Genomic DNA, 23,595 nt, shown 5'->3' on the forward strand with positions numbered 1-23,595 from the left:
CCCTGTTCGTCGCGCTGCCCGCCGAGCGCGCCGTTGCCGGATCCCATCCGGTACTGACCGTCCTCGACGGCAACGCGCTCTTCCCGCTCGCCGCGCAACTCGTGCGCAACCGGCGCGCGCGCCCTGACACCGCGCCCGATCCGGAACCCGTCGTGATCGGCATCGGTTATCCGACTGACGCCGCCTACGACATGGCCGCCCGCGCAGACGACTACACGCTCGCGCCGCTGCCCGACGGCCGCGGTGCCGTCGCCGACCGCCTGCTCGATTTCATCGAACACGACGTGCAGCCCTGGCTCGCGCAACAGGTGGCCGTCGACCCGGCACGCCAGACGCTGTTCGGTCATTCGTACGGCGGCCTGCTGACGCTGTACGCGATGCTGACGCGCCCGCACCTGTTCACGCGGTATGTCGCGGCAAGCCCGTCGATCTGGTGGGGCGACCGCGCGCTGCTGCCCTATGCGGACCGTTTCGCCGCGCAAGCGGCGCCGCTCGCGCCCGCGCTGCGGCTGCTCGTGACAGCAGGCAGCCTCGAAGAAGGCGCGCCGAATCCCGACGCCGAACGCATGCGCCGGCAACAGGCGCGCAAGCAGCTCAGCTCGGCGCGCGATTTCGTCCGGCGCGTCGGCGCCCGCCCGGGGCTCGACGCGACGTTCCGCCTGATCGACGGAGAAGATCATGGCGGCGTCGTGGTGCCCAGCGCGATGCTGGCGGCGCGCATCGCGGCCGAAGCCGTCGCGGGAGAGGCCGCATGAGCGCTGCGTCGCCCGCATCGTCGCCGTCGTCCCGCTCGTCCGCTTCGCTGAAGCTGCGTTACCGCGCAGTCGCCGCGCGGCGGGTCGGCGCGCTGATGCTCCTCGCCTGCGTGCTCGGCACCCTGCTCGTCGTCGACATCGGCACCGGCCCGTCGCCGTTCCCGATCGCGGATCTGGTCGCCGGACTGTTCCGGCCGGACGCGCTGCCGCTCGAGCAGCGCGTGATCCTCTGGGACGTGCGCCTGCCGTATGCGCTGATGGCCGTGCTCGTCGGCGCGTCGCTCGGCCTCGCCGGCGCGGAAATGCAGACCGTGCTGAACAACCCGCTCGCGAGCCCGTTCACGCTCGGCATGTCGGCCGCCGCGAGCGTCGGCGCGTCGCTCGTCGTGATCTCGGGCTGGCATGTCGTGCTCTGGAACGAGAACGTCGCGCTGTCGCTCGGCGCGTTCGGCTGCGCGAGCCTCGCGACGCTGCTGATCGTCTGGCTCGCGTGGCGCCATGGCGCGACGACCGAAACCGTGGTGCTGTTCGGCATCGGCCTGATGTTCAGTTTCGAAGCGCTGCTGTGGCTGCTGCAGTTTCTCGCCGACGCGAATGCGCTTCAGCAGATCGTCTTCTGGAGCATGGGCAGCCTCGCGCGCGCGACGTGGGGCAAGATCGCACTGCTGTCGTGCATGCTCGCCGCGTGCGCGTTGTGGGCGAGCTTCGACGTCGCGTCGCTGACGGCGCTGCGCGCCGGCGACGAACAGGCGCGCAGCATGGGCATCGCCGTCGAGCGGCTGCGACTCGTCGCGCTGGTGCGCATCAGCCTGCTGTCGGCCACCGCGCTGTCGTTCGTCGGCACGATCGGTTTCGTCGGTCTCGTCGGGCCGCACGTCGCGCGACTGCTCGTCGGCGACGAGCATCGCTACTACCTGCCCGGCGCCGCCCTCGCCGGCGCGATCATGCTGGCCGGCGCCTCCGTGCTCAGCAAGGCGCTGATCCCGGGGGTGACGCTGCCGATCGGGATCATCACCGCGCTGGTCGGCGTGCCGCTGTTCATGATCCTCGTCAGCCGGCGCAGGAGGCTCGATGGATAAGCGCACGCTGTGCATCGACGACCTGGTCGTGCGTTATGGCGCGAAGGTCGTGCTCGACCGGTTGTCGCTCGCGCCCGTGGCACCGGGCACGATGGTCGGATTGCTCGGATCGAACGGCGTGGGCAAATCGACGCTGCTGCGCGCACTCGCCCGGCTCGCGGCCACGCGCGGCCATGCGGCGTTCGGGGGATTCGACCTGCTGCGCGGCGCGCGCCGGGAACACACGCGACAGGTCGGCTACCTGCCGCAGACGCTGCCGCAACCGTCATCGCTGCTCGTGTACGAGGCCGTACGCAGCGCGTTGCGCGCGACCTGCCCCGGTTTGCCCGACGCGGCCCGCGACCTGCGCCTGCAGAACGTGTTCGAACGCCTGCGGCTGCAGTCGCTTGCGATGTCGCCGCTCGAGCGGCTGTCCGGCGGACAGCGACAGATGGTCGGACTCGCGCAGGTACTCGTGCGCGACACGCCGTTGCTGCTGCTTGACGAACCGACGAGCGCGCTCGACCTGCGCTGGCAGTTGCTCGCACTGGAAGCGGTCGGGGACGCGGCACGCCGACATGGCGCGGTCGTACTGGTCGCGATGCACGACCTGAATCTCGCGTCGCGATTCTGCGACCGGCTCGTGCTGCTGGGCACCGACGGTCTCGTTGCCGACGGCGCACCGGCCGAAGTCCTGACACCGCCGCACCTGCGGCGCGCGTATCGCGTCGACGCCCGGGTCGAACGCACGACGGCCGGCGACTACGTCGCACTCGCGGAGCGTGCCATGACGGATGACCCACAGGAAGCGTACGACGCCTGAGCGCGAACCGGTCGTCGCGCCGACGACCGGTTCGGTTTGCCGGCATCAGGCCTGCTTTGCCGTGCATGCGGTTGCATCGAACGTCGATAACAACGCGCGCCGACGCATGCAAAGCGGCATAGAATCGCGCGGCGGGGCCGTCGGGTCCCGACCCGCCGCGACCTCGGCAAACGAACGCGCGGCGGCCCGCTCCTCGAACCTGCAAGGACGATCGCGTGATGCGCGCATACCGACTTCTGCTGACGGCCGCCACCACGGCCATGCTTGCCGGCCGGGCCGCTGCGGCCCAGCCGGTGCCCGTCACCGCGGCACCGGCCCAGAACTGCCCGTCGCCGTCGTTCGAACGCTACCCCGTGCGCGCCATGCCCGCGCCACACGCCACGGCCCACGCGCCACGACTGACCAGCAAGGAAGCCCGCCTCTACCGCACCGTCATTCGCGACGAATTCACGCAACCAGCCAATTTTGCCGGCCACTATCGCGTCGCGATCTGGGGCTGCGGAACCGATTGCCGGAATTTCGCGATCGTCGACAAGTACACGGGCGCGACCTACACGATGCCCGGCGTGCAGGCCATCGCGGGCGTGATGGGCAACGACGAGGAGCGCGTCGATTTCCGACCCGGCAGCAGGCTGCTGATCATCGCCGGCTGCTTCAACGACGATTGCGACGACAACAGCGCGAAGGCCGCCCAGTTCTTCTACGAGTGGACCGGCACGCAGTTGCGTCGGATCGGCGCCTGTCCGCTGGCGATCGAGCCGCTGCAGTAGCCGGCCGATGGATGCGCAAGCCGCCGCTCGCCGCGACTTGCGCTATCGTTCCTCCGGTACACCTTGAACGGCGCACCCACCCGCGATGTCCATTCGCCTCAGTTTCGACGACGGCCCCGGCCCGTCGACGCCCCTCTTGCTCGATGTCCTGCACGCCGTGTCCTGCCAGGCGACCTTCTTCCTGCTCGGCCAGCATCTCGCCGGCGCGCTCGACGTCGCGGCAAGAATGGCAAGCGAAGGCCATCGACTCGGCAATCACACGCATTCGCACGCGAAGCCCGGCGCGCTCGCGGACGATGCGCTGATCGACGAGATCGAGACGACCGACGCGCTGATCCGCGAAGCCTATCGCCGCGCCGGTGTTCCGGCTCCGGACACGATTCCGTTGCGCCTGCCTTACGGACTGATGCCGCAGGACAACCGCGCTGGCGTGCTCGCGCGGCTGCAGCGCAAACACACGGGCTGGACCGCGATACTGGACGACTGGCGGCGGCCAGCGCCGTCGCCACAGGCCCTGTTCGACGCGATGCGCGCACATGTCGACGCCAGCTCGGCGCCGCAACATGACGTGCTGTTCTGCATGCACGACGGATCGCGGCACGGCGAGGCGCGGCCCAACACGGTCGAAGCGGTGCGCCTGTTCCTGCTGTTCCTGAATCGGCAGCGCTGACGAAGCAGCCGGCTAGCGTTCCGGCGCCGCGCCATCCAGCAACTGCCGCCAACCACCGAGAAAGCCGATGCCCGGCCCCGGTGTCCACAGGCCGCGCTGTGCAGCTTCGAGATGGATCAGCGTCTGGTCCGCGCAGAACAGGCCCATCAGTGCCTCGCGGCGGCCGTGCATCCAGTCCGGCACGACGTCATCGGCTCGCGTCGCTGCATAGGCTCGCAGGCCGGCCTCCCAGCGCTGCGCATCGAATACGAAGCCATCGTCCCTGCCCGCATCGCGCGACAGCGCGAACAGCGCAAAGGCCGCTTCGAGCCACTGCGAACCCTGCCCGACATCGTCGAAATCGAGCACGCCGTTCACCGCATGCCCCACGTACAGCAGGTTGCCCGCGTGATAGTCACCGTGCAGCCAGTGCACCGCCCCCGTCAGCCAGCCCGCGGCAGCGTCCAGATGTGCGCCGATCCGACGAATCATCGTCTCGTAGTGACCGCTCAAGTGCCCCGGCAACGACGGCGCGGCACGCGCCGCCACGCGTGCGTGGCGCGCCGACAACCAGGCCAGCGGCGCCGATTCAGTCACGGGTACCGCCGCCATCGCCGCATGCAGATGCGCAAGCGCACGCATCGCATCGATCGCGCCCGCCTCCGCATCGTCCGGCAGGCCGGGGCTGCCGTCGATATGCTCGAACAGATGCAGCCAGCTGCCATCGGGCAACTGCACACCGGACTGTGCGTCCACGGTCGGCCGCAGTCGCGGCAGTGCAGGCAGCATCGGTGCCGTACGCGACGGGCCGAGATGGCCGAGTATCGCCGCCTCGCGATGCACCTGCTCGACCGGCTTGCCGGACCATGACACGCGCAGCACCGCGCGCCCCGCATCGCACTCGACGAGGTACGTTTTGTTAGTATGGCCCGACGCCAGCGCCTGCATGTGCGCCGGCCCGATGTTCCAGTACCGGTGAAGCCACGGTTCCAGCGTTTTCACGTCACTCCTACTCGTTGCATTGACCATGTCAGAGCGTCCCTCGGCCCGCATGCGGGACATCAATATCGAATGGCTGACGCGCGCGGCCGAATTCGACCATCTGTTCCAGACGCGCTGGCTCGGCGAGCGCTTCTTCCATCTGCCCGGCGACATGCTCGCGCTCCAGGAACTGATCTGGCGCGCGCGTCCCGACTGCATCGTGCAGACCGGCATCGCGGCGGGCGGCGGTGTCGTATTCTCCGCGTCGATGCTGGAACTCGCCGGCGACAACGGCCATGTCATCGCGATCGAGCCGCGCCTGCGCGACGAGGTCCGGCAGCGCCTGCAATCGCACCGGCTCGCCCACCGCATGACGCTGATCGAAGGCGAATCGTGCGCGGCCGACACGGTCGCGTCGGTGCGCGCACGGATCGATGACGACGCACGCGTGATGGCGATCCTCGATCTCACGCACACCCACGCACACGTGCTGCGCGAACTCGAATGCTATGCGCCGCTCGTGACGCCCGGCAGCTACGCGATCGTGATGGACACCATCATGGAGTACCTGCCCGCGTCGATGTTCGACGGCAAGCCGTACGGCAAAGGCAACAACCCGGCCACCGCCGCGCATGAATTCGTCGCCCGCGACGGCCGGTTCGAGGTCGACTACGACATCGAGGACCGCGTCCTCATGACGCTGTCGCCAGGCGGTTTCCTGAAGCGAGTGCGCTGATCAGGCGCGCTGCCTCGGCAGACCCGTCGCGCGACGCATAGCTCGCACGAATCCGCGCCGCCTGCTCGCGCAACGTCCCGGGCCGCAACAGGCGTTCGAGCGCATCGGCAATCTCCGCCACGCCGGCCTGTTGCAGATCCAGCACGCACCCCGCACCGGCCCGCTCGACGAAGTGCGCCGAATGGAACTGGTCGTTGCAGAACGGCGACAGCAGCATCGGCACGCCGCAGGCAAGCGACTCCATCACCGAATTCGCGCCGCCATGGCTGACGAACGCATGCGTGCGCCGCAGCAGCGCCAGTTGCGGCACGTAACGCACCGCGACCACACGCTCGTCGTCGGCCGGCAGCAGATCCGAATCGACCAGTTCGCCCACCGACAACACCAGTTGCGCCGACGTCGCGCGCGTCGCATCGACGACCTTCGCAAACACGTCGGGATGGTAGTAAAGCTGGCTGCCGAGCGACATGTAGACGAGCGGACGAGCGGCATCGAGGCGTTCCCACGGGAACGGCGTCTCGTCGCCGCGCGGTCCGGACGGCGTTGCCGGACCGACCAGCTCGACACCGGGCGGCGGCGCACCGACCAGCGCGTCGGTCGTGAACGCGAGCGTCAGGTGCGGTGAAAGGATGTCGCAACCGCGAAACCGCGCATCGAGCCCGTAGCGCGCGAACAGCCGCGTGCGTTCCGGCGTGAGCCATCGCACCGTGCGCAGCAGTTCCGAATCGAGATCGTCCGGCAGCACCGGATTCAGCGAATTCGACATCGAGACCCACGGCAGTCCTTCCAGCTCCGCCGCGATCGCCGCCGCATAGAGCAGCGGATCGATCACGACCACGTCGGGCCGCCAGTCACGCAGCACCGTGCGGATGCCGTCCACCTGCGCGGGTGCGAGATCGATCAGCAGCGTGCGGATCCAGCGCCGCAGCCAGTCCGCGTCGCGAATGTTCGCGGCGAAGCTCGCGCCGCGCGACAGGTCGTGGCGCTCGGGCGTCTCGCGCGGCCCGACGAATTCGAAGCCGCCGGCACCGTCGAGCTGTGCGCTGATGTCGGCCGGCGCATAGAACGCGACGTCGCAGCCGGCGGTGCGCAAATGCTGGGCCGGGCCGATGCACGGATTGACGTGCCCTTTCTCGGGCACCACGCAGAACAGGATGCGTTTCATGAACGGCTCAGGTTGGGCGATGCGCGGCATCGAGGTGGTCGAAATGATCGAGGATCAGCGACAGCGTCGTCCACAGCACGCGTTCGTGGTCCGTCTGCAGTGTGGGCGCGGCGAGGCCGAGCGTATCGGCCAGCGCGTGCGTGCGGTCGCGATCGAGCAGCGCCGCGAGGTCCATCGCCGGGGCGAGCCGCCCGCGCTTGGGGCCGTGCACGAGCCGGTCCGGCAGGTTCAGGCGCGCACCGAGATCGCGCAGGCATTGCTTGTCCGGATCGGGCGCGATGCTCGTCAGATGCGCGACGACGGCATCGTCGACGAACGGCGGATGCAGGTCGACCGACGCCGCATCGAACAGCGCATGGCACAGCGGCAGATAGTTGGCCGACTGATCGCGGCGCAGCACCTGATCCGCGCCGTCGCCGGTAATGGCCACCTCGACGCCGTCCGCGGCCATCGCCTCGGCGAGCAGCAGCTTCGCGACCGGATGCAGGTTGAACATCGGTTCCTCGACCGCATGCGTCGTCCTCGGCAGCGCCGCGACGAAATCGGCCTCGTTCGCGCGCACGATCTTCACGCTCGCCTGCATCTGCGCGGCCAGTTCGAGCGCGGCATCGCGTTCGCAATAGTCGGGCATGTCGGTCACGAGGACGTAGGACGTCACGTGCCGATGCGCGCCGAGTTCGCGCAGCAACGCGAGCAGCAGCGCCGAATCGAGCCCGCCGCTCAGCGCCAGCGCGACGCGCTTGCCGCTGTCGAGCGCACGTTGCAGCGATGCGCGCAGCACGGTTTCCAGATCGGCACGCTGCGGCCGCTCGAGTGCCGGCTGCACGGCCAGCCCTTGCGGCGAACGAATCAGCGCATGGCCGGGCGGCACCGCGCGCACGTCGCGCAACACGGTGCGGCCGACCAACCGCTCGCCGCTCAGGTAGCCCGCGATGGCCGCCGCGTCCGGCTCGCCAGCCGGTTGCCCCGCCGCGTGCAGGACGGCCCCGATGCCGGACGCCGTCGCACCGCTGCGCGGATGGTAGTGAAGCCGGTCGAAGCCGAACAGGTCGCGCGTGCCGACGATCATGGATAACGAGCCTTCAAGGAGTCCACTTCAATGCGTTTGAGGATGCGATGCGGCGCCACCGGCGCGCTGCCGCCCTGGCAATGCAGGCACGCTTCGAGCGGCGCCTCGCGTTGCAGATAGGCAAGCATCGCGTCGAGCATGTCAGCGTCGTCGCGCAGCGGCAGGCCGTCGGATTGAAAATCCTTCTCGCCCTTGTAGAGCGTATGAAAATGCGCCGGACGCGTGCAGGTGTAGAACATGCCGTCGCGAATCATATGGCAGCGCTCGCGGATCCAGCAATCGTGATAAAGGCGCTGCGCTTCGCCGCGATCGGTGCCGGGCTCCGCGCGGTTCATCGTCGTGAACACGTCCTGCACCTTCCAGTTCAGGCGCACGTCGAAGCGTGCGGCCTGGCGCTCGATGTGCGCGACCAGGTCGGGCGACAGCGACGGCTTCGGATAGCGCGAGATCGTCAGCGCATCCACCGCCTGCCAGAACGCGTCCGTCATCTCGCCGAGCTTCAGGCCGTTCGTCGTGACGGAGATCACGGGCGCGATGCCCGTTACGCGCACGCGCTGGACGAGTTCGACGAGCGCCGGATGCAGCAGCGGTTCGCCGCCGACCAGCTTGAACATCCGCGGGCGCAGCACCTTTGCCGCCTTGCGCAGATCGGCCTCGAGCGATTCGGGGCTCGCGTACCACTCGGGCAGCAGCGGCGACAGCGAGCAACATTCCGCGCAGGTCAGGTTGCAGTGATCGACGATATGCGCTTCCAGCGAGCGCGTCAGCACGCGCCCGTCTTCGACGCGGTAATCGCGATCCAGCGGCGGCGGAAACACATGCTGCCGCTCGGCCGGCGGCGTCGGATTCGACATCCGGTTCAGATTCGCATTCACTTCAGCGTCCTGCTTCGATGCAACGGGAAAAGAAATCGACCAGACGGTCGCGCGCATCCACCATCGCGGACGCCATCGTCACCGCGCCGTTCAGATGCGATGCAAAGCGCGAAGGATCGTCGAGCCAGCCTTGCACGACCCAGAGCTTGAGCGCGTGCTGCAGGCACGCGGCATCGACCGCCCATGCGATACCCGCGGGATCGACCGGCCGGGTCCGCCGATAGGCCAGCACGAACGCTTCCGCCAGATGCGGCGCCTCCAGCGGCAGATGGTTCAGGCAACGCACCAGTTCGTATTCGCGCGGTGCGCCGATCGATGCTTCCCAGTCGAGGATGAGCGGCGGCAGCGTGCCCGTGAACAGATAGTTGAACTGGTTGTAGTCGTTGTGGATCGGGTACTGCGGATCGTCGGCGGGAAACGCGTCGATGCTGCCTGGATAGTAGCGGTCGAGCATGCGCAGCGCGAGATCGACGTAGCGGCGCAGGTTTTCGGCGCTATCGTTCGAGCGTGCGCGATCCAGTGCGTCGTGCAGGCTGCGGCGCACCGCGTCCGCGTCGATCGCGGTCAGCCGTGCGCGGATCGTGTCGAGCTGTGGCAGATGAAGCTGTTCGAGGCTCGTGTGCAACGCGCCCAGACTCTCGCCGAGTGCATCCCATTCGGCCAGCGAAAAAGTGTCGTAGGTCCTGAACTGCCCGGTTTCCCAGCGCGTCAGCATCGCGTGGGAATTGGAACCCGTCCACAGCGATGCGCCGGCTGCCGTGCGCTTCAGCGCCTGCACATGGAAACGCGAATCGCTGTGCGTCTCGAAGTGCGCGAGCACGGCGGCTTCCTTGGCCGCGCGCGCGCGATGTTCGGACGCGTAGAGCTTGACCGCTACGCCGCCGCCATCGGTCGGCAGGTGCCACACGCGTTCGCCGACCTGGCGCGGCGGCCCGCTTCGGCCCAGCGCATAGGCATCGCGAATTTCGTCGAAGGTCGCGGCGAGCGAGTCCATTCAGATATGCTCGCCCGGCCCGTATCGATACGGATGGCCGGTCAGGAACGTGTTGTGCCCGACGTAGCGCACCTTGTACATCGCCGGGCGAAACAGCACCGAGGAAGCGTTGTTCGCGATGCCGAGCAGCGGATACAGGTCCTGCCGCACGAAGAACGCATTGTTGCCCATGTCGTCGCAGCAGACGAGTTCATAGCCCTTCTGCCTGCCGAGATGGACGAGCGATTCGAGGCTCGCGCCGTAATACGTCGAGCCGTCCCATTCGTGATCCGGGTTGAAGCACATGACCCAGCGCTCGGGCGGCGTGTAGTACGGGTTGTATTCGATCACGACGATGCGCGGCTGGAATGCCTGCAGGCCGCGCCAGACCCAGTAGTCGTTGCCGTCGATGTCGATCGACAGCAGATCGAATTCGGCGGGCGTGTTCGCATCGGCGAGCAATGTGTCGATCGCGTCGGGTTGAACACGGTCGTGGTGCAGACTGACGCGATCCGCTCCCGCGTAGTGAGCGGCAAGCTTGCCGAAGCGGTATGCACTGCCTTCCACCAGCACGCCGGACCAATCCTGTTCACGCAGCAGCCGCGCGGTGTTGCTGTTGCGCAGGCCGTCGCTTGCGCCGATATCGACGCAGAAGCGGTTGGTCGGCGCGATCCGCTCCATCAGGCGCGACAGGATGCCCTCCTCGGTGCCCTGCGCATACAGGCTTTGCGCAAGGCCGGACAGATCGAGCGGGAAAGGATGGTCCTGCATCGAGGGGGCGGCTCCGGGTCGGAAATTAAGGGTGGTATTCGGAGCGTAATTTACCTGAAGTCGATTGACGGATGGAAACGGGGATGCGCGACGCTGCCGTGCTTTACCGACACGGAAATGAAAAAGCCCGCATCGACAATACTGTCGATGCGGGCTCGATGCGCTTCTGGCGGCTTCGCGCCGCTATGCGCCCCGGCTGCGTCTACTGCCTGGGCAACACATGAACGGAAGCGTCAGGACAATTACTCCTGCCCCTGACTCGTCAGGAACTCCTCGTAATTGCCACCGAAGTCGAACAGCGTGCCATCCGTACGCACTTCGATGATCCGGTTCGCCAGCCCGCTCACGAACTCGCGGTCGTGCGACACGAAGATCAGCGTGCCTTCGAACTGCTCGAGCGCGATCTGCAGCGACTCGATCGACTCCATGTCCATGTGGTTGGTCGGCTCGTCCATCAGCAGCACGTTGTGGCGGCCGAGCATCAGCTTGCCCCAGATCATGCGGCCCTTCTCGCCGCCCGACAGCACCTTCACCGACTTCTTGATGTCGTCCGACGAGAACAGCAGGCGGCCCAGCGTGCCGCGCACCATCGTTTCGTCGTCGCCGTCCTTGCGGTACTGGTCGATCCAGTCCATCAGCGTGATGTCGTTCGGGAACTCTTCGTACGTGTCCTGCGGCATGTAGCCGACATTCGCGTTCTCGGACCACTTCACCGTGCCGTGCTCGAGCGCGAGCGCGCCGAGCAGCGAACGCAGCAGCGTCGTCTTGCCCGCGCCGTTCTCGCCGATGATCGCAATGCGCTCACCCGGCTGCACCGACAGGTTGAAGTTCTGGAAGATCGTGCGCTCGTACTTCTTCGTGATGTCTTCGGCCACCACCGCAACGTTGTGCAGCTTCTTCTCGAACTCGAAGCGAATGAACGGGTTCTGGCGCGACGACGGCTTGAATTCCTCGATCTTGATCTTGTCGATCTGCTTCGCACGGCTGGTCGCCTGGCGGGCCTTCGACTTGTTCGCCGAGAAGCGGCGCACGAAGTCCTGCAGTTCCGCGACACGTTCCTTGGCACGCGTGTTCGCCGCGGCCTGGCGCTCGCGCGCCTGTGCCGATGCGAGCATGTAGTCGTCGTAGTTGCCCGGCCAGACCTTCAGCGTACCGAAGTCCATGTCGGCCATGTGCGTGCACACCGCGTTCAGGAAGTGACGATCGTGCGAGATGATGATCATCGTCGAGTTGTACTCGTTGAGCGTGTGCTCGAGCCAACGAATCGAGTTGATGTCGAGGTTGTTGGTCGGTTCGTCGAGCAGCAGCACGTCCGGCTTCGAGAACAGCGCCTGTGCGAGCAGCACGCGCAGCTTCCAGCCCGGCGCGACGTCGCTCATCGTGCCGGTGTGGAATTTCTCCTCGATGCCGATGCCGAGCAGCAGCGCGCCCGCGCGCGCCTCGGCGTCGTAGCCGCCGTATTCGGCGAACTTGCCTTCGAGCTCGGCGGCGTGCATGTAGTCGTCGTCGGTGGCTTCCGGGTTCGCGTAGATCGCGTCACGCTCGGTCATGGCGGCCCACATCTCGGTGTGGCCCATCATCACGACGTCGAGCACGCGCACGTCTTCGTACGCGAACTGGTCCTGGCGCAGCTTGCCGAGACGCACGTTCGGCTCCAGCGCGACGTTGCCGGCGCTCGACTCGAGGTCGCCGCCGAGGATCTTCATGAACGTCGACTTGCCACAGCCGTTCGCGCCGATCAGACCATAGCGGTTGCCCTCGCCGAATTTGACCGAGATATTCTCGAACAAGGGCTTCGGCCCGAATTGCATCGTGATGTTGGCAGTAGAAAGCACGGCAGGTCCCGTTAAAGGATAAATCGACGGAAAACCGTGTATTTTAGCAGGTGTCGGAGAAACTGCCGACCACGCCGTTCCGCCAGCGCATTTCAGCCCCCCTGGCCCGCCGCCCGGCGGCCCGCCAATACGACGGCGCGCGCCGCACCGCCGCCTTACCGGAATCCTGCATGCTTGCCAGCCAGCTTCGCGAACAACTCGTCGGCGCGTGGCGCCTCGTGTCCTACGAAGTCCGCCCCTGCGACGGCAGCGCGGTCGCCTATCCGCTCGGTCGCGACGTGCGCGGCTGGCTTCTCTATACGCGGGACGGCTACATGTCCGCCCAGCTGATGGCCGCCGGCCGGCCGCCCTACGCGATCGGCGACCCGCACCACGGCGCAGACGACGCGTGCGCGGCGGCCGCGCGCGGCTACATCGCCTATTCAGGCCCCTTTCAGGTCGCCGACGACGGCACACTGACTCACGAAATGGACGTCAGCCTGTTTCCAAACTGGGTCGGCAACATCCAGCAGCGAATCGCCGTGCTCGACGGCGATCGCCTGCAGCTCGGCCCTGCGGCTCCGGTCCGGATCGACGGCCGGGAAGTCGAAGTCCTGCTGCTCTGGGTGCGCGCGGGCCGCTGACGCCCCGTCACTTGCCGACTTTCGCCGCCGCCCGCTGCGCCGCCTTCGCATTCATCTGACCGAACAGCTCCGAGCACGGCACGTCGCGGTTGTTGCTCGGCGCGATCAGCGGAATCAGCGCCGCGAACGGGTTGATCAGCCCGAGGCCGATCATCGCACCGGCGCGCAGCGCGAGCGCGCCCGCATCGACGCCGACGTCCGGGTTCTTGAACGTGCCCTTCGCATACAGCGGCGAGCGCAGCGAGAAGATCCGGAAACCCTTCGTGTGTGGGTGGATCTTCAGGTTCAGCGTTTCGTCGCGCAGGCTGATCGGGCCGTCGACGTTGATCAGCGCGTCGTCCGTATCGAGCGCGAAGACTTTCGGGTCGAGGATCCCGTTGGTCGCGACGAAGTCGATCGCCGCGCAATTGATCTTCACGTCGTTGTTGCCGAACAGCTTCTCGTAGACGACGTTCGCGACGTTCAGCCCCGCCGCTTCCATCAGCAGGCGGCTGATGCGGCCGTCCGTCACGAGCGCCTTCACTTCACCGGTCGACGTCGCGGCCAGCGCGGCCGGCGAGTTGCCGGTCGCCGACAGCGACGCATCGCCGTTGATCTCGCCAAGCGCCGACTGCATGACCTTCTGCGCCGGGAACAACTGCTTGAGCTTCAGGTGCCGCGCCGCCACCGTGAAGCGGCCCTTCAGCGGCGCACCGCTGCCGTCGAGATGCGCGGTCGTGGCGAGCGTGCCGCCCGCGACACCGAACTGCAGCGGCTCGAGCGACAGCACACCGTCCGTCATCACGATGTGCGTGTACAGGTTGGTGATCGGCAGGTCCGAACTCTTGACCAGCTTGCGGCCCGTGAACTTGACGTCTGCATCAAGCGCGCGCCAGCGATCGGTGCGGAACGTCTCGACCGGCAGCACGCGGCTCGACGGCTGTTTCGTCGTGTCGCCGCGCTTGGCCTTGCTCGCGGCCGTATCCGCGCCGATCACCGGCGCGAGATCGGAGAACTGCAGCAGGTTCGACACGAGCTCGCCCGACAGCTTCGGTCGCGGCTCGCGCTGCTCGTAGGCAAGCGTGCCGCCGAGATCGCTGCCGCCGACGCGACCGTTGAAGTTCTCGTAACGGAACGTGCTGGCCTTGCGCTTGAAGTTGCCGATCAGCCGGCCTTCCGTCGCGTAAGGCGGCGTATCGGGCAGCGTGATGCCGGTCAGCTGGTAAAGGTGCGACATCGACGTGCCCTGCAACCACAGTCGCAGGTCGATGGCCGCGAGATGCATCGGATCGGTCAGCGTGCCGACGATCGCGAGCCGCGTGTCGCCGGCCTTCACGTCGGCCTGCAACGGGAACGGCCGCGACGCGTCCTGGATCGCGAGCACGCCGCCCAGCTTGCCGGTGCCGCTGATCGGCACGTTCTTGTAGCGGCCGTCGACCTTCAGCCCGAACGCATAGGTCGGGCCGGACGGCTTCGCGGGCGCCGCGACGCTGCTTGCACCGCTTGCACCAGACGCGGCAGCAGCAACCGATGCCGAAGAGGTAGACGAGGAAGACGAAGCCGACACCACGGCAGACGTGGCCGACGCCCCCGTTGCCGACGCTGCACTCGCAGCCTGCGCGGCGGAAGCGCTCGACGCGGCCTCTGCGTTGGCCTTCGCGCTCAACTGCGCAGCACCATGCTTGCCGACACGCTGCGCCGAAGCCGCGCGCGACGTCTGCTCCTGCTCCTTCAGCACGTCGCCGAGCGGAATCGGCTGCCCGAGCGTATCGATCGCGACGGTCAGGTCGGCCTTGGTCATCGCGTCGCGATACGTGACGGTGCCCTTCGCGAAGCCGAAGCTGTCGAGCCGCACCTTCCACGGCGACGGCTGCGACGATTGCTTGAACTGGAAGGTCCACGTGTTGCGGCCGTCGGCCAGCCGTTCGAGGTCGATGGCCGGATTCACGACGTCGATCGACGGGATCACGATTTCATGCGCGAGCAGCGGCAGGATCGCGAGATCGAAGTGCGCGGCATCGAGCGTGACGAATTTGGGCGTCTTCGCCCAGTCGGGGTTGCCGATCTCGAGCTGCGTGGCCGTCAAGCTCGGCCAGGGTACCCAGGCGCGCCAGCCGGTTTCGCCGTCGGGGCGGCGCCAGCCGACCTTCAGGTCGCCGTTGATCGCGAACGGGCGGCCGAGTGCGGCTGTGACCTGTTCGTTGACCCAAGGCTTCGCGCGATTCCAGTCGAAGGCGAAGAGAAAGACGCCGGCCGCCGCGATGAGCACCGCGATGATACCGACGATCCATGCAGCCGATTTGCCGATGGCTCGGGTAAGCGTCATGGCGGTTCCGTTGTTGTTCTGAAATGTTGCCGCACCATGCCGGGCCGCTTGCGTGGACGAACGGCGCACGACACCCGCGGCTTTTCAATCGGTATTATGACGCACGCCATGGTGACGTTTCGGCGCCATTAACGCTTTTTTTCATTTGTGACATGACAGCCCCCACCGGCCTCATCGATGCAGAGCGCATCACTCGGCGCGATGCCAGCAGCGGCAAGACCCTGCTCGCCCCGACCGATTTCAGCCTCGCGGCGGGATCGCGAATTGCTATCACCGGGCCGTCCGGGTCGGGCAAGAGCGTGCTGCTGCGCGCGCTCGCGCTGCTCGATCCGCTCGACGGCGGCCACATCCTGTGGCGCGGCAAACGGATTCGGCGCAATGCGATCCCGCGTTACCGGCGCAGCGTCGCCTATGTTCGCCAGCGCCCCGCGCAGATGGACGGCACCGTCGAATCGCAGTTGCGCTATCCGTATTCGCTCGCGATCTATCGCGACGTTGCGTTCGATCGTGCACGCGCCGAAGCGCTCGCCGCGCAGGCCGGCCGCGGCCCCGACTTTCTCGACAAGCGCGCGAGCGACCTGTCGGGCGGCGAAGCGCAGATTACCGCGCTGCTGCGCGTGCTGCAGCTCGATCCCGACGTGCTGCTGCTCGACGAGCCGACGTCCGCGCTCGACCCCGAGTCGGCACGCGCGATCGAGGCGCTCGTCGGCGCATGGTTCGACGCGGCGCCCGACGCCCGCGCATACATGTGGATCTCGCACGATCCGGCCCAGGCCGCACGGATCGGCACGATGCGGCTCGTGATGCAGGCCGGCGTGATGCACGTGGCCAAGCCGACGGAGGCAACGCAATGAGCCCCGCACTGCAGGACCTGAGCCTCGTCGACGTCGGCATCGCCGCCGCGCTCGTCGCGGTCAACGGCGCGATCTCGATGGCCCTGTCGCTCGGCCTCGGCCGCAAGCTCGCGCTCGCGGCCGTGCGCACCGTCGTGCAGTTGCTCGCGATCGGCTACGTGCTCGGCTGGGTATTCGGCCATCCTCACTGGTACGTCGTGCTGCCGCTCACCGCGCTGATGACGCTGATCGCCGGGTTCGCCGGCGCGGGGCGCGGCAAGCGCACGTATCGCGGCCAGCGCATCGACAGCATCGCGTCGATCTGGTTCAGCAGCTGGTTCGTCGCGTCGGTCGGCCTGTTCGTCGTGATCCGCATCCATCCGTGGTACGCGCCGCAATACGCGATTCCGATCCTCGGGATGATTCTCGGCAATACGCTCACGGGCGTGTCGCTCGGCGTCGAGCGGATGATGGAAGAACTGACGGCGCGCCGCGATCGCGTCGAAACCGCACTCGCACTCGGCGCGACGCGCTGGGAAGCCGCGCAGGACGCCGCACGCCAGGCAGTGCGCGCGGGCATGCTGCCAACGCTGAATCAGATGGCTGTCGTCGGCGTCGTGAGCCTGCCGGGGATGATGACGGGCCAGGTGCTGGCCGGCCAGTCGCCGCTGCAGGCCGTGCGTTACCAGATCGTGATCATGTTCCTGATTGCCGCGGCGTCGGCACTCGGCACGGTCGGCGCGGTGCTGATGACCTATCGCCGGCTGTTCTCGGCCGATCACCGCTTTCTCGCAGCGCGGCTCGAAGAACGCGCGCATTGACACGCGATGCCATGGCGCGATGCGTTCGCGCGGTTCGCCAGTCAGCGCGCGCTACCGCGCTTGCCGAGTGCCTGCCGCAACGCGGCTGCGATATCCGCGTCCGGCGCGAGCCCGTCGACCGACGCGACGAGCCGCACCGCGCGCGGCGTCGTCACATAGGCCTGCGCGCCGACATACCCGCCGCTGCCGGCCGAGCGCGTCGTCACGACGAGCGCCTGCGGCGCACGTGCACCGAGGTCGGCCGTGAATGCATCGGTGACCGTACCATCACGCGCATGCAGCGCGCCCGTCACGTAATCGTCGGTATCGAAGCCGGGGGCGGCATGCGCGGTCGAATACACGCGCACCGCGTAGCTGCCGGTCGAGCACGGCTCGAGCGCGCCGCTCGACACGACCGCCACCTGCTGCCGCGACGGCAGCTCGACTTTTTTCACGAAACCGCAATCGTCGGCCGCGTGCGCGTGCGCGGCGACGAACGCAATGGCACACAGCAACGCGCGCATTCGGTATTTCATCGGGATGTCGTGATCGGAAGGAAGATGTGATGCGGGCGAGCATAGCGTGACATTCGCATGACGTCACGCGGGTCGCCACGCTGCCGCCGTACGTCGAACGGCAGCCGTCGTGCCGTTGCAGCAGCGCGGTGCCGTGCTGCAGGTCGCGAGACGGCACCGTGACGGCGACACGAAATGGTCACGTGTCGCCGGGCCAACCCGCGCGTCGAATCCGTTGCGCGCGCACCGGCTCCAACGCCGGCCCGCGCGCGCCGCTCAGCGCTTGATCGACACCGTCACCTTCGAGCCGTCGCTCATCGTGACGGACTTCGACCCGCCGTTGGTCGGGATCGACACCCACTTCACCTGGCTCACCGACACGACGTCCGGGCACTGCAGCGACTTGCCGCCGGCCGTCACGCTGCGTGTACCTTTCGGCGCGGCCGCCTGGAAGCTCATCTGCACGTTGGCGATCCCCTTCGCATCGATCGACGGTGCGAGCCGCACCTGGGTCTGGCGCACCATCGCGCCGTTCTCGTCGCGCGGCAGGCTGTCGGCGTTCGGGCACCCGTCGGGCATCGCGACCGCGCCGCTCGGCGGCACCGACTTCCAGTTGAAGTCGTCCGTCTCGCCCGAGCGAATCTTGCGGGTTTCCTGCGTATTGCCGAAGGTCTTCGAATCGACCTTGACGGTGTATTCGAGCTGTCCGGTACCGCCACCCTTCAGGCTGCCCTTGACCGGTGGCGCCGCGAATACGCTCGCGCTGACGCACGCCGCCGCGAACACGACCGACCACGATGCGGCGACTGACAAGCTGCGTTGGCTCATGCTGACCTCCTTGGTATGCGGCGGCACGCGCGTGCCGCGCGGTTTTCGATGCATGATGCGCTGCCAGTCTACCGCCAAGCGGCATGCAGTGCGCCGCAAACGCATCGGGTGTTACCCCGCTTGCGTTCGCGGCGCCGCAACCTTACGCGCGATGCCGGCTCAGAAGCCACTCAGCACGAGCTTGCCGATCGAACGCCCGGCCTCGAGCAGCTGGTGCGCGCGCCGCACGTTCGCCGCATTGATCGTGCCGAGCTGTTCGCCGAGCGTCGTGCGCAGCGTGCCGCCGTCGACGAGCCGCGCGACTTCGCCGAGGATGCGGTGCTGTTCGATCATGTCCGGCGTCTCGAACATTGCGCGCGTGAACATGAATTCCCAGTGAAACGCGGCGCTCTTCGCCTTCAGCAGCTCGACCGGCACCGGCTTGTCGTTCTCGACGATCGTGCAAATGCCGCCCTGCGGCCGGATTACCTCCGCAGCGGCAGGAAAGTGACGATCCGTGTCGTTGAAAATCAATACGTAGTCGACATTCGGATGCCCGGCTTCGCGCAACTGCGCAGGCAGGTCGCCGAAATGGTCGACCACCGCGTCCGCACCCAGCGAGCGCACCCAGTCGGCCGACGCCGGCCGCGATGCGGTGGCGATCACGTGCAGCTTGCCGAGCGTCTTCGCGAGCTGGATCGCGATCGAGCCCACGCCACCCGCGCCGCCGATGATCAGCACCGACTTGCCGGCGTCCGCGCCCTGCGGCGACACGTGCAGCCGGTCGAACAGCGCTTCCCACGCGGTCAGCGCGGTGAGCGGCAGCGCGGCCGCGGCGGCGAAATCGAGCGTGCGCGGCTTCAGCGCGGCGATCCGCTCGTCGACCGTATGGAATTCGCTGTTCGCGCCCGGCCGCGTGATGCTGCCCGCGTAGAACACTTCGTCGCCGGGCCGGAACAGCGTGACGTCGGCGCCGACCGCGATCACCGTGCCGGCCGCATCCCAGCCGAGCACGCGCGGCGCGTCCTCGACCTGCGGCTTCGGCGCGCGCACCTTGGTGTCCACCGGGTTCACGGAAATCGCCTCGACCTTCACGAGCAGGTCGCGCGGGCCCGGGACGGGCTGCGGCAGCTCCACGTCGAGCAAGGCTTGCGGGTCGTCGATCGGCAGATAACGGGTCAGTCCAACGGCTTTCATCACGACACTCCTTCAGGAAATCCTGCGGGCTGCGGCGCAGCCCCATGAACGTCATCGTAGGCAACCCGATCATTCGAGAAAACCGCTATATTTCCTGAAACATTTTCAGGATTTTCAGAATAATGGCCTCCGATCCGATTTCGGCCCCCGACAAACCGCTCGACCTGCTCGACGTCGCGCTGTTCGTGCGCGCGGCGCTGCTCGCGAACAGCGCGATCGAGGGCGCGGTGCGCACCGCCGACGGCCGCATCGAGCTGACGCTGCGCGACCGGATGAGCGGCGACACGCGCGTCGAGCGCTTCGATGCGCTCGTGCTGGCCACCGGCTACCGCCGCGACACGCATTCGGCGCTGCTCGAAGGGCTCGCGCCGCATCTGGGCGACGCGCTTGCGCGCGGCGACGTGACGCGCGACTACCTGCTCGCGACGCCCGAGCACTTCGCGCCGCGCATCTACCTGCAAGGCTGCTGCGAAGACAGCCACGGCCTGTCCGACACGCTGCTGTCGGTACTGGCGCGCCGCGCGGACGAAATCTGCGCGTCGCTCGAAGACGGGATCGCGCCCGCCCATGAAGAAGGCGCGGCCCGGGCATCACAGGAAAAACGACAGGAAAACGGGGCGAGCGCGGGCCGGATGGCTTTCGCTCTTTGACAAAGGCGCGGTCGGAGACCGCATGAAAAAAGTGGAGCAGAGAAAGATGGAGTGGGCAACAGGCACGCGTTTGCGTGCGATCGCAGCCGCGGCGAGCGTGGCGTTCGGTGTGGCGGCAGGGCAGGCACATGCCCAGACGGCGCCGGCCGTGAACGCAGGCGCAGCGGCGTCGACCAGCAGTGCGCAGAACGGTGCGGCGGCGAGTGCATCGACCGGCGCGTCGGCCGGCACGCTGCCGACGATCAACGTCAACGCAGCCTCGGAAGGAGACGGTACGGTCGGGCTCGTCGCGAAGCGCAGCCGGACCGGTACGAAGACCAGTACATCGATCAACGAGATCCCGCAGACGATCAACGTCGTCACCGCGCAGCAGATCGAGATGACCGGCGCGACCGACGTGAACGCGGCGCTGCGCTACGTGCCGGGCTTCTCGTCGTACGGCTCGGACAACCGTTCCGACTGGTACGCGGCGCTGCGCGGCTTCACGCCGACCGCGTATGTGAACGGGCTGCAGGTGCCGAACACGATCAACCTCGCGAGCTGGCGCGTCGATCCGTACATGATCGACAGCATCAGCGTGCTGCGCGGGCCGACGTCGGTGCTGTACGGCGCGGGCGACCCGGGCGCGATCGTCGACGTGCAGACCAAGCTCGCCGACGGCGAGCGCGTGCGCGAGGCCGGCGTGCAGATCGGCAACTACGCGCGCAAGCAGTTCATGATCGACGTCGGCGACAAGCTCGACCCGGACGGCAAGTACGCGTACCGCTTCGTCGGCGTCGCCCGCGACGGCAACGCGCTGACCGGCCCGAACAACGACCAGCGCGTCGCGCTCGCGCCGTCGTTCCGCTGGCGTCCGAACGCGGACACGTCGCTGACGCTGTCGGCCACGTATCTGCAGGACTGGGGCGATATCTCGTCGAACTTCCTGCCTGCGGTGGGCACGGTGTTGCCGAACCCGAACGGGCAGATCAACAAGGACGTGTACGAAGGCGATCCGAACTTCAACTACTACCGCAAGAAGCAGTGGTCGGTCGGCTATCAGTTCGAGCGGAACCTGACACCGGCGTGGACGTTCCGCCAGAACACGCGCCTGATGCACCTGTCGCTCGACAACGGCTCGGTATTCGGCAACGGTTTCGTCGACGGCAGCACGACCGACGTGTCGCGCTGGGCCGGCGTGTTCCAGATGAACTACAGCCGCTTCGACATCGACAACAACCTCGAGGGTCGCTTCGCGACGGGGCCGCTCCAGCACACGCTGCTGCTCGGGTTCCAGTACAACCGCCAGACCGCGACCGACAGCGAATGGCTCGCTGCCGCGCCGCCGCTGAACATCTACAACCCGGTCTACCAGCCCGTCACGACGGCGGTGTTCACGCCTGACTCGACGTTCCGCACCAACACGTACACGACGATGAACACGTTCGGCCTGTACGCGCAGGACCAGATCAAGTGGAACCGCTGGACGCTGACGCTCGGCGGCCGCGAAGACTGGGTCAACATGCGGATGGACGACCGCGCGGCCGGCACGTCGACGAAGGCGGACGTCACGGCGTTCACCGGCCGCGTCGGCCTGACGTACCAGGGCGACTACGGGCTGTCGCCGTACGTCAGCTACGCGACGTCGTTCAATCCGCTGATCGGCGTGAACCTGGTCGGCGGCGGGCTGCCGCAGCCGACGCGCGGCAAGCAGATCGAGGCCGGCCTGCGCTGGCAGCCGCCCGGCAAGAACCTGATGCTGAACGCGGCGATCTACCAGATCAACCAGACCAACGTGCTCACGACCGCGCTGCCGAGCCAGGACCCGACCGGCACGAAGTCGGTGCAGACGGGCGAGGTGCGTTCGCGCGGGATCGAGCTGAGCGCGACCGGCAAGGTCACGCCGAACCTGTCGGTGATCGCATCGTACGTGTACCAGGACGTGAAGAACGTGAAGGCCAACGACGTGTCGCTGAACAACTGGCCGGTCGACATCCCGCGTCCGCGCCAGATGGCGTCGCTGTGGACCGACTGGACGTGGCACACGGGGGCGCTCGCGGGCTTCGGTCTCGGCGGCGGCATTCGTTACCAGAGCGCATCGGCCGGTGCGGCCGACAACTCGCTGACGGTATCGAGCGTCACGCTGTTCGACGCGGGCGTGCACTACGACACGCGTAACTGGCGCTTCGCCGTGAACGGGACGAACCTGTTCAACCGCCACTACATCAGCGGTTGCCAGTCGTCGAACGTCTGCGTGTTCGGCACCGACCGTACCGTGATCGCGACCGCGAAATACAACTGGTGACGATGCGCGCTGCGGCCCGTCGGCCGGCCTTCGTGGCCGGCGCGGGCGGGCCGCGGCGCCTTCGTCCGCTTTTCCACGACGCATCCATGCCGAAGAAAAATCTCGTCTACATCCAGTCACTGCGCAACGGCGCGGCCGATCGTGCCGGGCAGCCGGTCGCTTATCAGGGCGGCACGCGCTACATGAAGGCGCCGCTCGAATATCTCGTCGAGCGCCTGAACGACTCGCCGCTCGGCGAACGCTACACGCTCAAGGGCGTGATCGTCGACGACGACGACGGTTCGCCGGCCGACCGCGCGAAAGTCGCCGATTACGGCTTCGCCCGCACGCCGGGCCGCCCGTGGATCCTGCCGGAAGGGTTGGCGGTGCAGGGCCGGCCGGTCGACGAACTGTTCTGCTCGATTCCGTCGACGTACCGGCGGCTGCCCCGCGACGCAAGCGAGCGCGTGGCCGGCAAGCAAGCGTTCGAACGCCGCCTGCTCGAGCGCCTGCTCGAACTCGACGCCGACGTCGTCGTGCTCGACGGGCTGCTCGTGATCCTCGACGAGCTCGTGCGACCCGGCGCGCGCTTTCACCGGCGCATCGCCAACATCCACCCGGGCATCACGGCCGACGGTTCGCCGTTCCAGCGGCGCGGCGCATGGGCGACGCTCGACGCGCTGCATGGCGCGCGCGGCGAACGGGTCGACTGGGCGAGCGGCGCGACGTCGTCCATCGAGCCCGTGATGATGACGGGCGCATCGTTCCACTACGTCGACAACGGCATCGATTCCGGCGAGGTGATCTGCGACGTGCTCGACACGCCGATCGCGCCGGACGACACGATTCTCGAACTGCGCTGGAACAACTTCCAGCGCAGCCTGTTTCCGGCACTCGAGCGGGGGCTGCACGTCCTCGCCGACCGCCATGACGCGGGAGCACTGTGATGGAAGACACGTTGACGAAACCGGCCGGCGCCGCGGACGCCGTCGAAGGTGAAGTGGCCGCCGCGCTCGACGGCGCCGCACACGGGCAGGCGCTGACTGTCGTCGAGCACACGCTCGACGCGTGGCGGCCCGACGACTCGCCGGACGGTTTGCTCGCGGCGTTCGTCGCGCTGTTCAACACCGATACGCGCTACG

23 protein-coding genes and 2 pseudogenes are annotated in these 23,595 nt (G+C 67.6%); 14 read left to right on the forward strand and 11 right to left on the reverse strand.

Annotated elements, in window-relative coordinates; all coding sequences use genetic code 11:
* From G3N93_RS12415 to G3N93_RS12435, 5 genes are all read left to right on the forward strand, one after another.
* The coding region (locus G3N93_RS12415; protein ID WP_206133115.1) for an alpha/beta hydrolase at positions 1–755 on the forward strand (755 nt) is incomplete at its 5' end.
* A complete protein-coding gene (locus G3N93_RS12420; protein ID WP_206133116.1) occupies positions 752–1,834 on the forward strand; it encodes an iron ABC transporter permease in 1,083 nt (360 codons plus the stop codon). The genes G3N93_RS12415 and G3N93_RS12420, both read left to right, overlap by 4 nt.
* Complete coding sequence (locus G3N93_RS12425; protein ID WP_206133117.1) at positions 1,827–2,636, forward strand: ABC transporter ATP-binding protein; 810 nt, start codon at positions 1,827–1,829, stop codon at positions 2,634–2,636. Before G3N93_RS12420 ends, G3N93_RS12425 begins: the two co-directional genes overlap by 8 nt.
* A 215-nt stretch (positions 2,637–2,851) precedes the next feature.
* Positions 2,852–3,406 carry a hypothetical protein gene (locus G3N93_RS12430; protein WP_206133118.1) on the forward strand — a complete coding sequence of 185 codons (555 nt, stop codon included), beginning with the start codon at positions 2,852–2,854 and terminating at the stop codon, positions 3,404–3,406.
* An 85-nt stretch (positions 3,407–3,491) separates the two neighbouring features.
* Positions 3,492–4,076 carry a polysaccharide deacetylase family protein gene (locus tag G3N93_RS12435; protein ID WP_206133119.1) on the forward strand — a complete coding sequence of 195 codons (585 nt, stop codon included), beginning with the start codon at positions 3,492–3,494 and terminating at the stop codon, positions 4,074–4,076.
* 12 nt (positions 4,077–4,088) lie between these two features.
* On the opposite strand, the gene G3N93_RS12440 is transcribed toward G3N93_RS12435, so the two are convergent.
* Positions 4,089–5,057: a phosphotransferase gene (locus G3N93_RS12440; RefSeq protein ID WP_206133120.1), complete on the reverse strand. Its 969-nt coding sequence runs from the start codon at positions 5,055–5,057 to the stop codon at positions 4,089–4,091.
* A 25-nt stretch (positions 5,058–5,082) separates the two neighbouring features.
* Here G3N93_RS12440 and G3N93_RS12445 point away from each other — a divergent pair, with 25 nt between their 5' ends.
* Positions 5,083–5,772, forward strand: a complete 690-nt coding sequence (locus G3N93_RS12445) for a cephalosporin hydroxylase family protein (protein WP_174933868.1) — start codon at positions 5,083–5,085, stop codon at positions 5,770–5,772.
* Here G3N93_RS12445 and G3N93_RS12450 read toward each other — a convergent pair.
* From G3N93_RS12450 to G3N93_RS12470, 5 genes are read right to left on the reverse strand one after another with little or no spacing between them, the layout of a single operon-like run.
* Positions 5,729–6,937 carry a glycosyltransferase gene (locus tag G3N93_RS12450; protein WP_206133121.1) on the reverse strand — a complete coding sequence of 403 codons (1,209 nt, stop codon included), beginning with the start codon at positions 6,935–6,937 and terminating at the stop codon, positions 5,729–5,731. The two genes, G3N93_RS12445 and G3N93_RS12450, sit on opposite strands and share 44 nt — an antisense overlap.
* 7 nt (positions 6,938–6,944) lie before the next feature.
* Positions 6,945–8,006, reverse strand: a complete 1,062-nt coding sequence (locus G3N93_RS12455) for an asparagine synthase-related protein (RefSeq protein ID WP_206133122.1) — start codon at positions 8,004–8,006, stop codon at positions 6,945–6,947.
* Entirely contained in the window at positions 8,003–8,881 is an 879-nt protein-coding gene (locus G3N93_RS12460; RefSeq protein WP_206133123.1) for a 4Fe-4S cluster-binding domain-containing protein, read from the reverse strand. Before G3N93_RS12460 ends, G3N93_RS12455 begins: the two co-directional genes overlap by 4 nt.
* Before the next feature lies 1 nt (position 8,882).
* Positions 8,883–9,875, reverse strand: coding sequence for a phosphotransferase enzyme family protein (locus tag G3N93_RS12465; RefSeq protein WP_206133124.1), 993 nt, complete (start codon positions 9,873–9,875; stop codon positions 8,883–8,885).
* Positions 9,876–10,625, reverse strand: a complete 750-nt coding sequence (locus G3N93_RS12470) for an FkbM family methyltransferase (protein ID WP_174933858.1) — start codon at positions 10,623–10,625, stop codon at positions 9,876–9,878.
* A gap of 83 nt (positions 10,626–10,708) precedes the next feature.
* Between G3N93_RS12470 and G3N93_RS12475 the strand changes: the two genes are divergently transcribed.
* Positions 10,709–10,849, forward strand: a complete 141-nt coding sequence (locus G3N93_RS12475; RefSeq protein ID WP_206133125.1) for a hypothetical protein — start codon at positions 10,709–10,711, stop codon at positions 10,847–10,849.
* 18 nt (positions 10,850–10,867) lie between these two features.
* On the opposite strand, the gene G3N93_RS12480 is transcribed toward G3N93_RS12475, so the two are convergent.
* Positions 10,868–12,460: an ABC-F family ATPase gene (locus G3N93_RS12480; protein WP_011352218.1), complete on the reverse strand. Its 1,593-nt coding sequence runs from the start codon at positions 12,458–12,460 to the stop codon at positions 10,868–10,870.
* Between the two features lie 170 nt (positions 12,461–12,630).
* Between G3N93_RS12480 and G3N93_RS12485 the strand changes: the two genes are divergently transcribed.
* Positions 12,631–13,083, forward strand: a complete 453-nt coding sequence (locus tag G3N93_RS12485; protein WP_174933856.1) for a lipocalin-like domain-containing protein — start codon at positions 12,631–12,633, stop codon at positions 13,081–13,083.
* A gap of 7 nt (positions 13,084–13,090) precedes the next feature.
* Here the strand turns inward: G3N93_RS12485 and G3N93_RS12490 are convergent, their stop codons facing one another.
* Entirely contained in the window at positions 13,091–15,388 is a 2,298-nt protein-coding gene (locus tag G3N93_RS12490; RefSeq protein WP_206133126.1) for an AsmA family protein, read from the reverse strand.
* 152 nt (positions 15,389–15,540) lie between these two features.
* Between G3N93_RS12490 and G3N93_RS12495 the strand changes: the two genes are divergently transcribed.
* Together G3N93_RS12495 and fetB are read left to right on the forward strand one after the other, a co-directional pair.
* Entirely contained in the window at positions 15,541–16,242 is a 702-nt protein-coding gene (locus G3N93_RS12495; protein WP_206133127.1) for an ATP-binding cassette domain-containing protein, read from the forward strand.
* Positions 16,239–17,042: an iron export ABC transporter permease subunit FetB gene (fetB, locus tag G3N93_RS12500; protein ID WP_206133128.1), complete on the forward strand. Its 804-nt coding sequence runs from the start codon at positions 16,239–16,241 to the stop codon at positions 17,040–17,042. Before G3N93_RS12495 ends, fetB begins: the two co-directional genes overlap by 4 nt.
* A 41-nt stretch (positions 17,043–17,083) precedes the next feature.
* Here fetB and G3N93_RS12505 read toward each other — a convergent pair whose 3' ends face one another.
* From G3N93_RS12505 to G3N93_RS12515, 3 genes are all read right to left on the reverse strand, one after another.
* Positions 17,084–17,557, reverse strand: coding sequence for a PliI family lysozyme inhibitor of I-type lysozyme (locus G3N93_RS12505; protein ID WP_206133129.1), 474 nt, complete (start codon positions 17,555–17,557; stop codon positions 17,084–17,086).
* Between the two features lie 255 nt (positions 17,558–17,812).
* Complete coding sequence (locus G3N93_RS12510) at positions 17,813–18,364, reverse strand: DUF6013 family protein (protein WP_011352224.1); 552 nt, start codon at positions 18,362–18,364, stop codon at positions 17,813–17,815.
* Positions 18,365–18,523: 159 nt separating this feature from the next.
* The gene (locus G3N93_RS12515; protein WP_206133130.1) at positions 18,524–19,540 is read right to left on the reverse strand and encodes a zinc-binding alcohol dehydrogenase family protein; all 1,017 of its coding nucleotides are present in this window, start codon (positions 19,538–19,540) and stop codon (positions 18,524–18,526) included.
* Between the two features lie 188 nt (positions 19,541–19,728).
* Between G3N93_RS12515 and G3N93_RS12520 the strand changes: the two are divergent.
* The 4 genes and pseudogenes from G3N93_RS12520 to G3N93_RS12535 form a co-directional block, all read left to right on the forward strand.
* Positions 19,729–20,190 (forward strand): annotated as a pseudogene (locus G3N93_RS12520) (SidA/IucD/PvdA family monooxygenase); the annotation flags it as partial.
* Between the two features lie 22 nt (positions 20,191–20,212).
* Complete coding sequence (locus tag G3N93_RS12525) at positions 20,213–22,474, forward strand: TonB-dependent siderophore receptor (protein ID WP_174936935.1); 2,262 nt, start codon at positions 20,213–20,215, stop codon at positions 22,472–22,474.
* A gap of 86 nt (positions 22,475–22,560) precedes the next feature.
* Positions 22,561–23,400, forward strand: coding sequence for a formyltransferase family protein (locus G3N93_RS12530; protein WP_174934173.1), 840 nt, complete (start codon positions 22,561–22,563; stop codon positions 23,398–23,400).
* Positions 23,400–23,595 (forward strand): annotated as a pseudogene (locus tag G3N93_RS12535) (acetyl CoA--N6-hydroxylysine acetyl transferase); the annotation flags it as partial. The gene G3N93_RS12530 and the pseudogene G3N93_RS12535, both read left to right, overlap by 1 nt.

Origin of the sequence: Burkholderia sp. Se-20378 (assembly GCF_017104665.1) — a bacterium.
Taxonomy (GTDB): domain Bacteria; phylum Pseudomonadota; class Gammaproteobacteria; order Burkholderiales; family Burkholderiaceae; genus Burkholderia; species Burkholderia lata.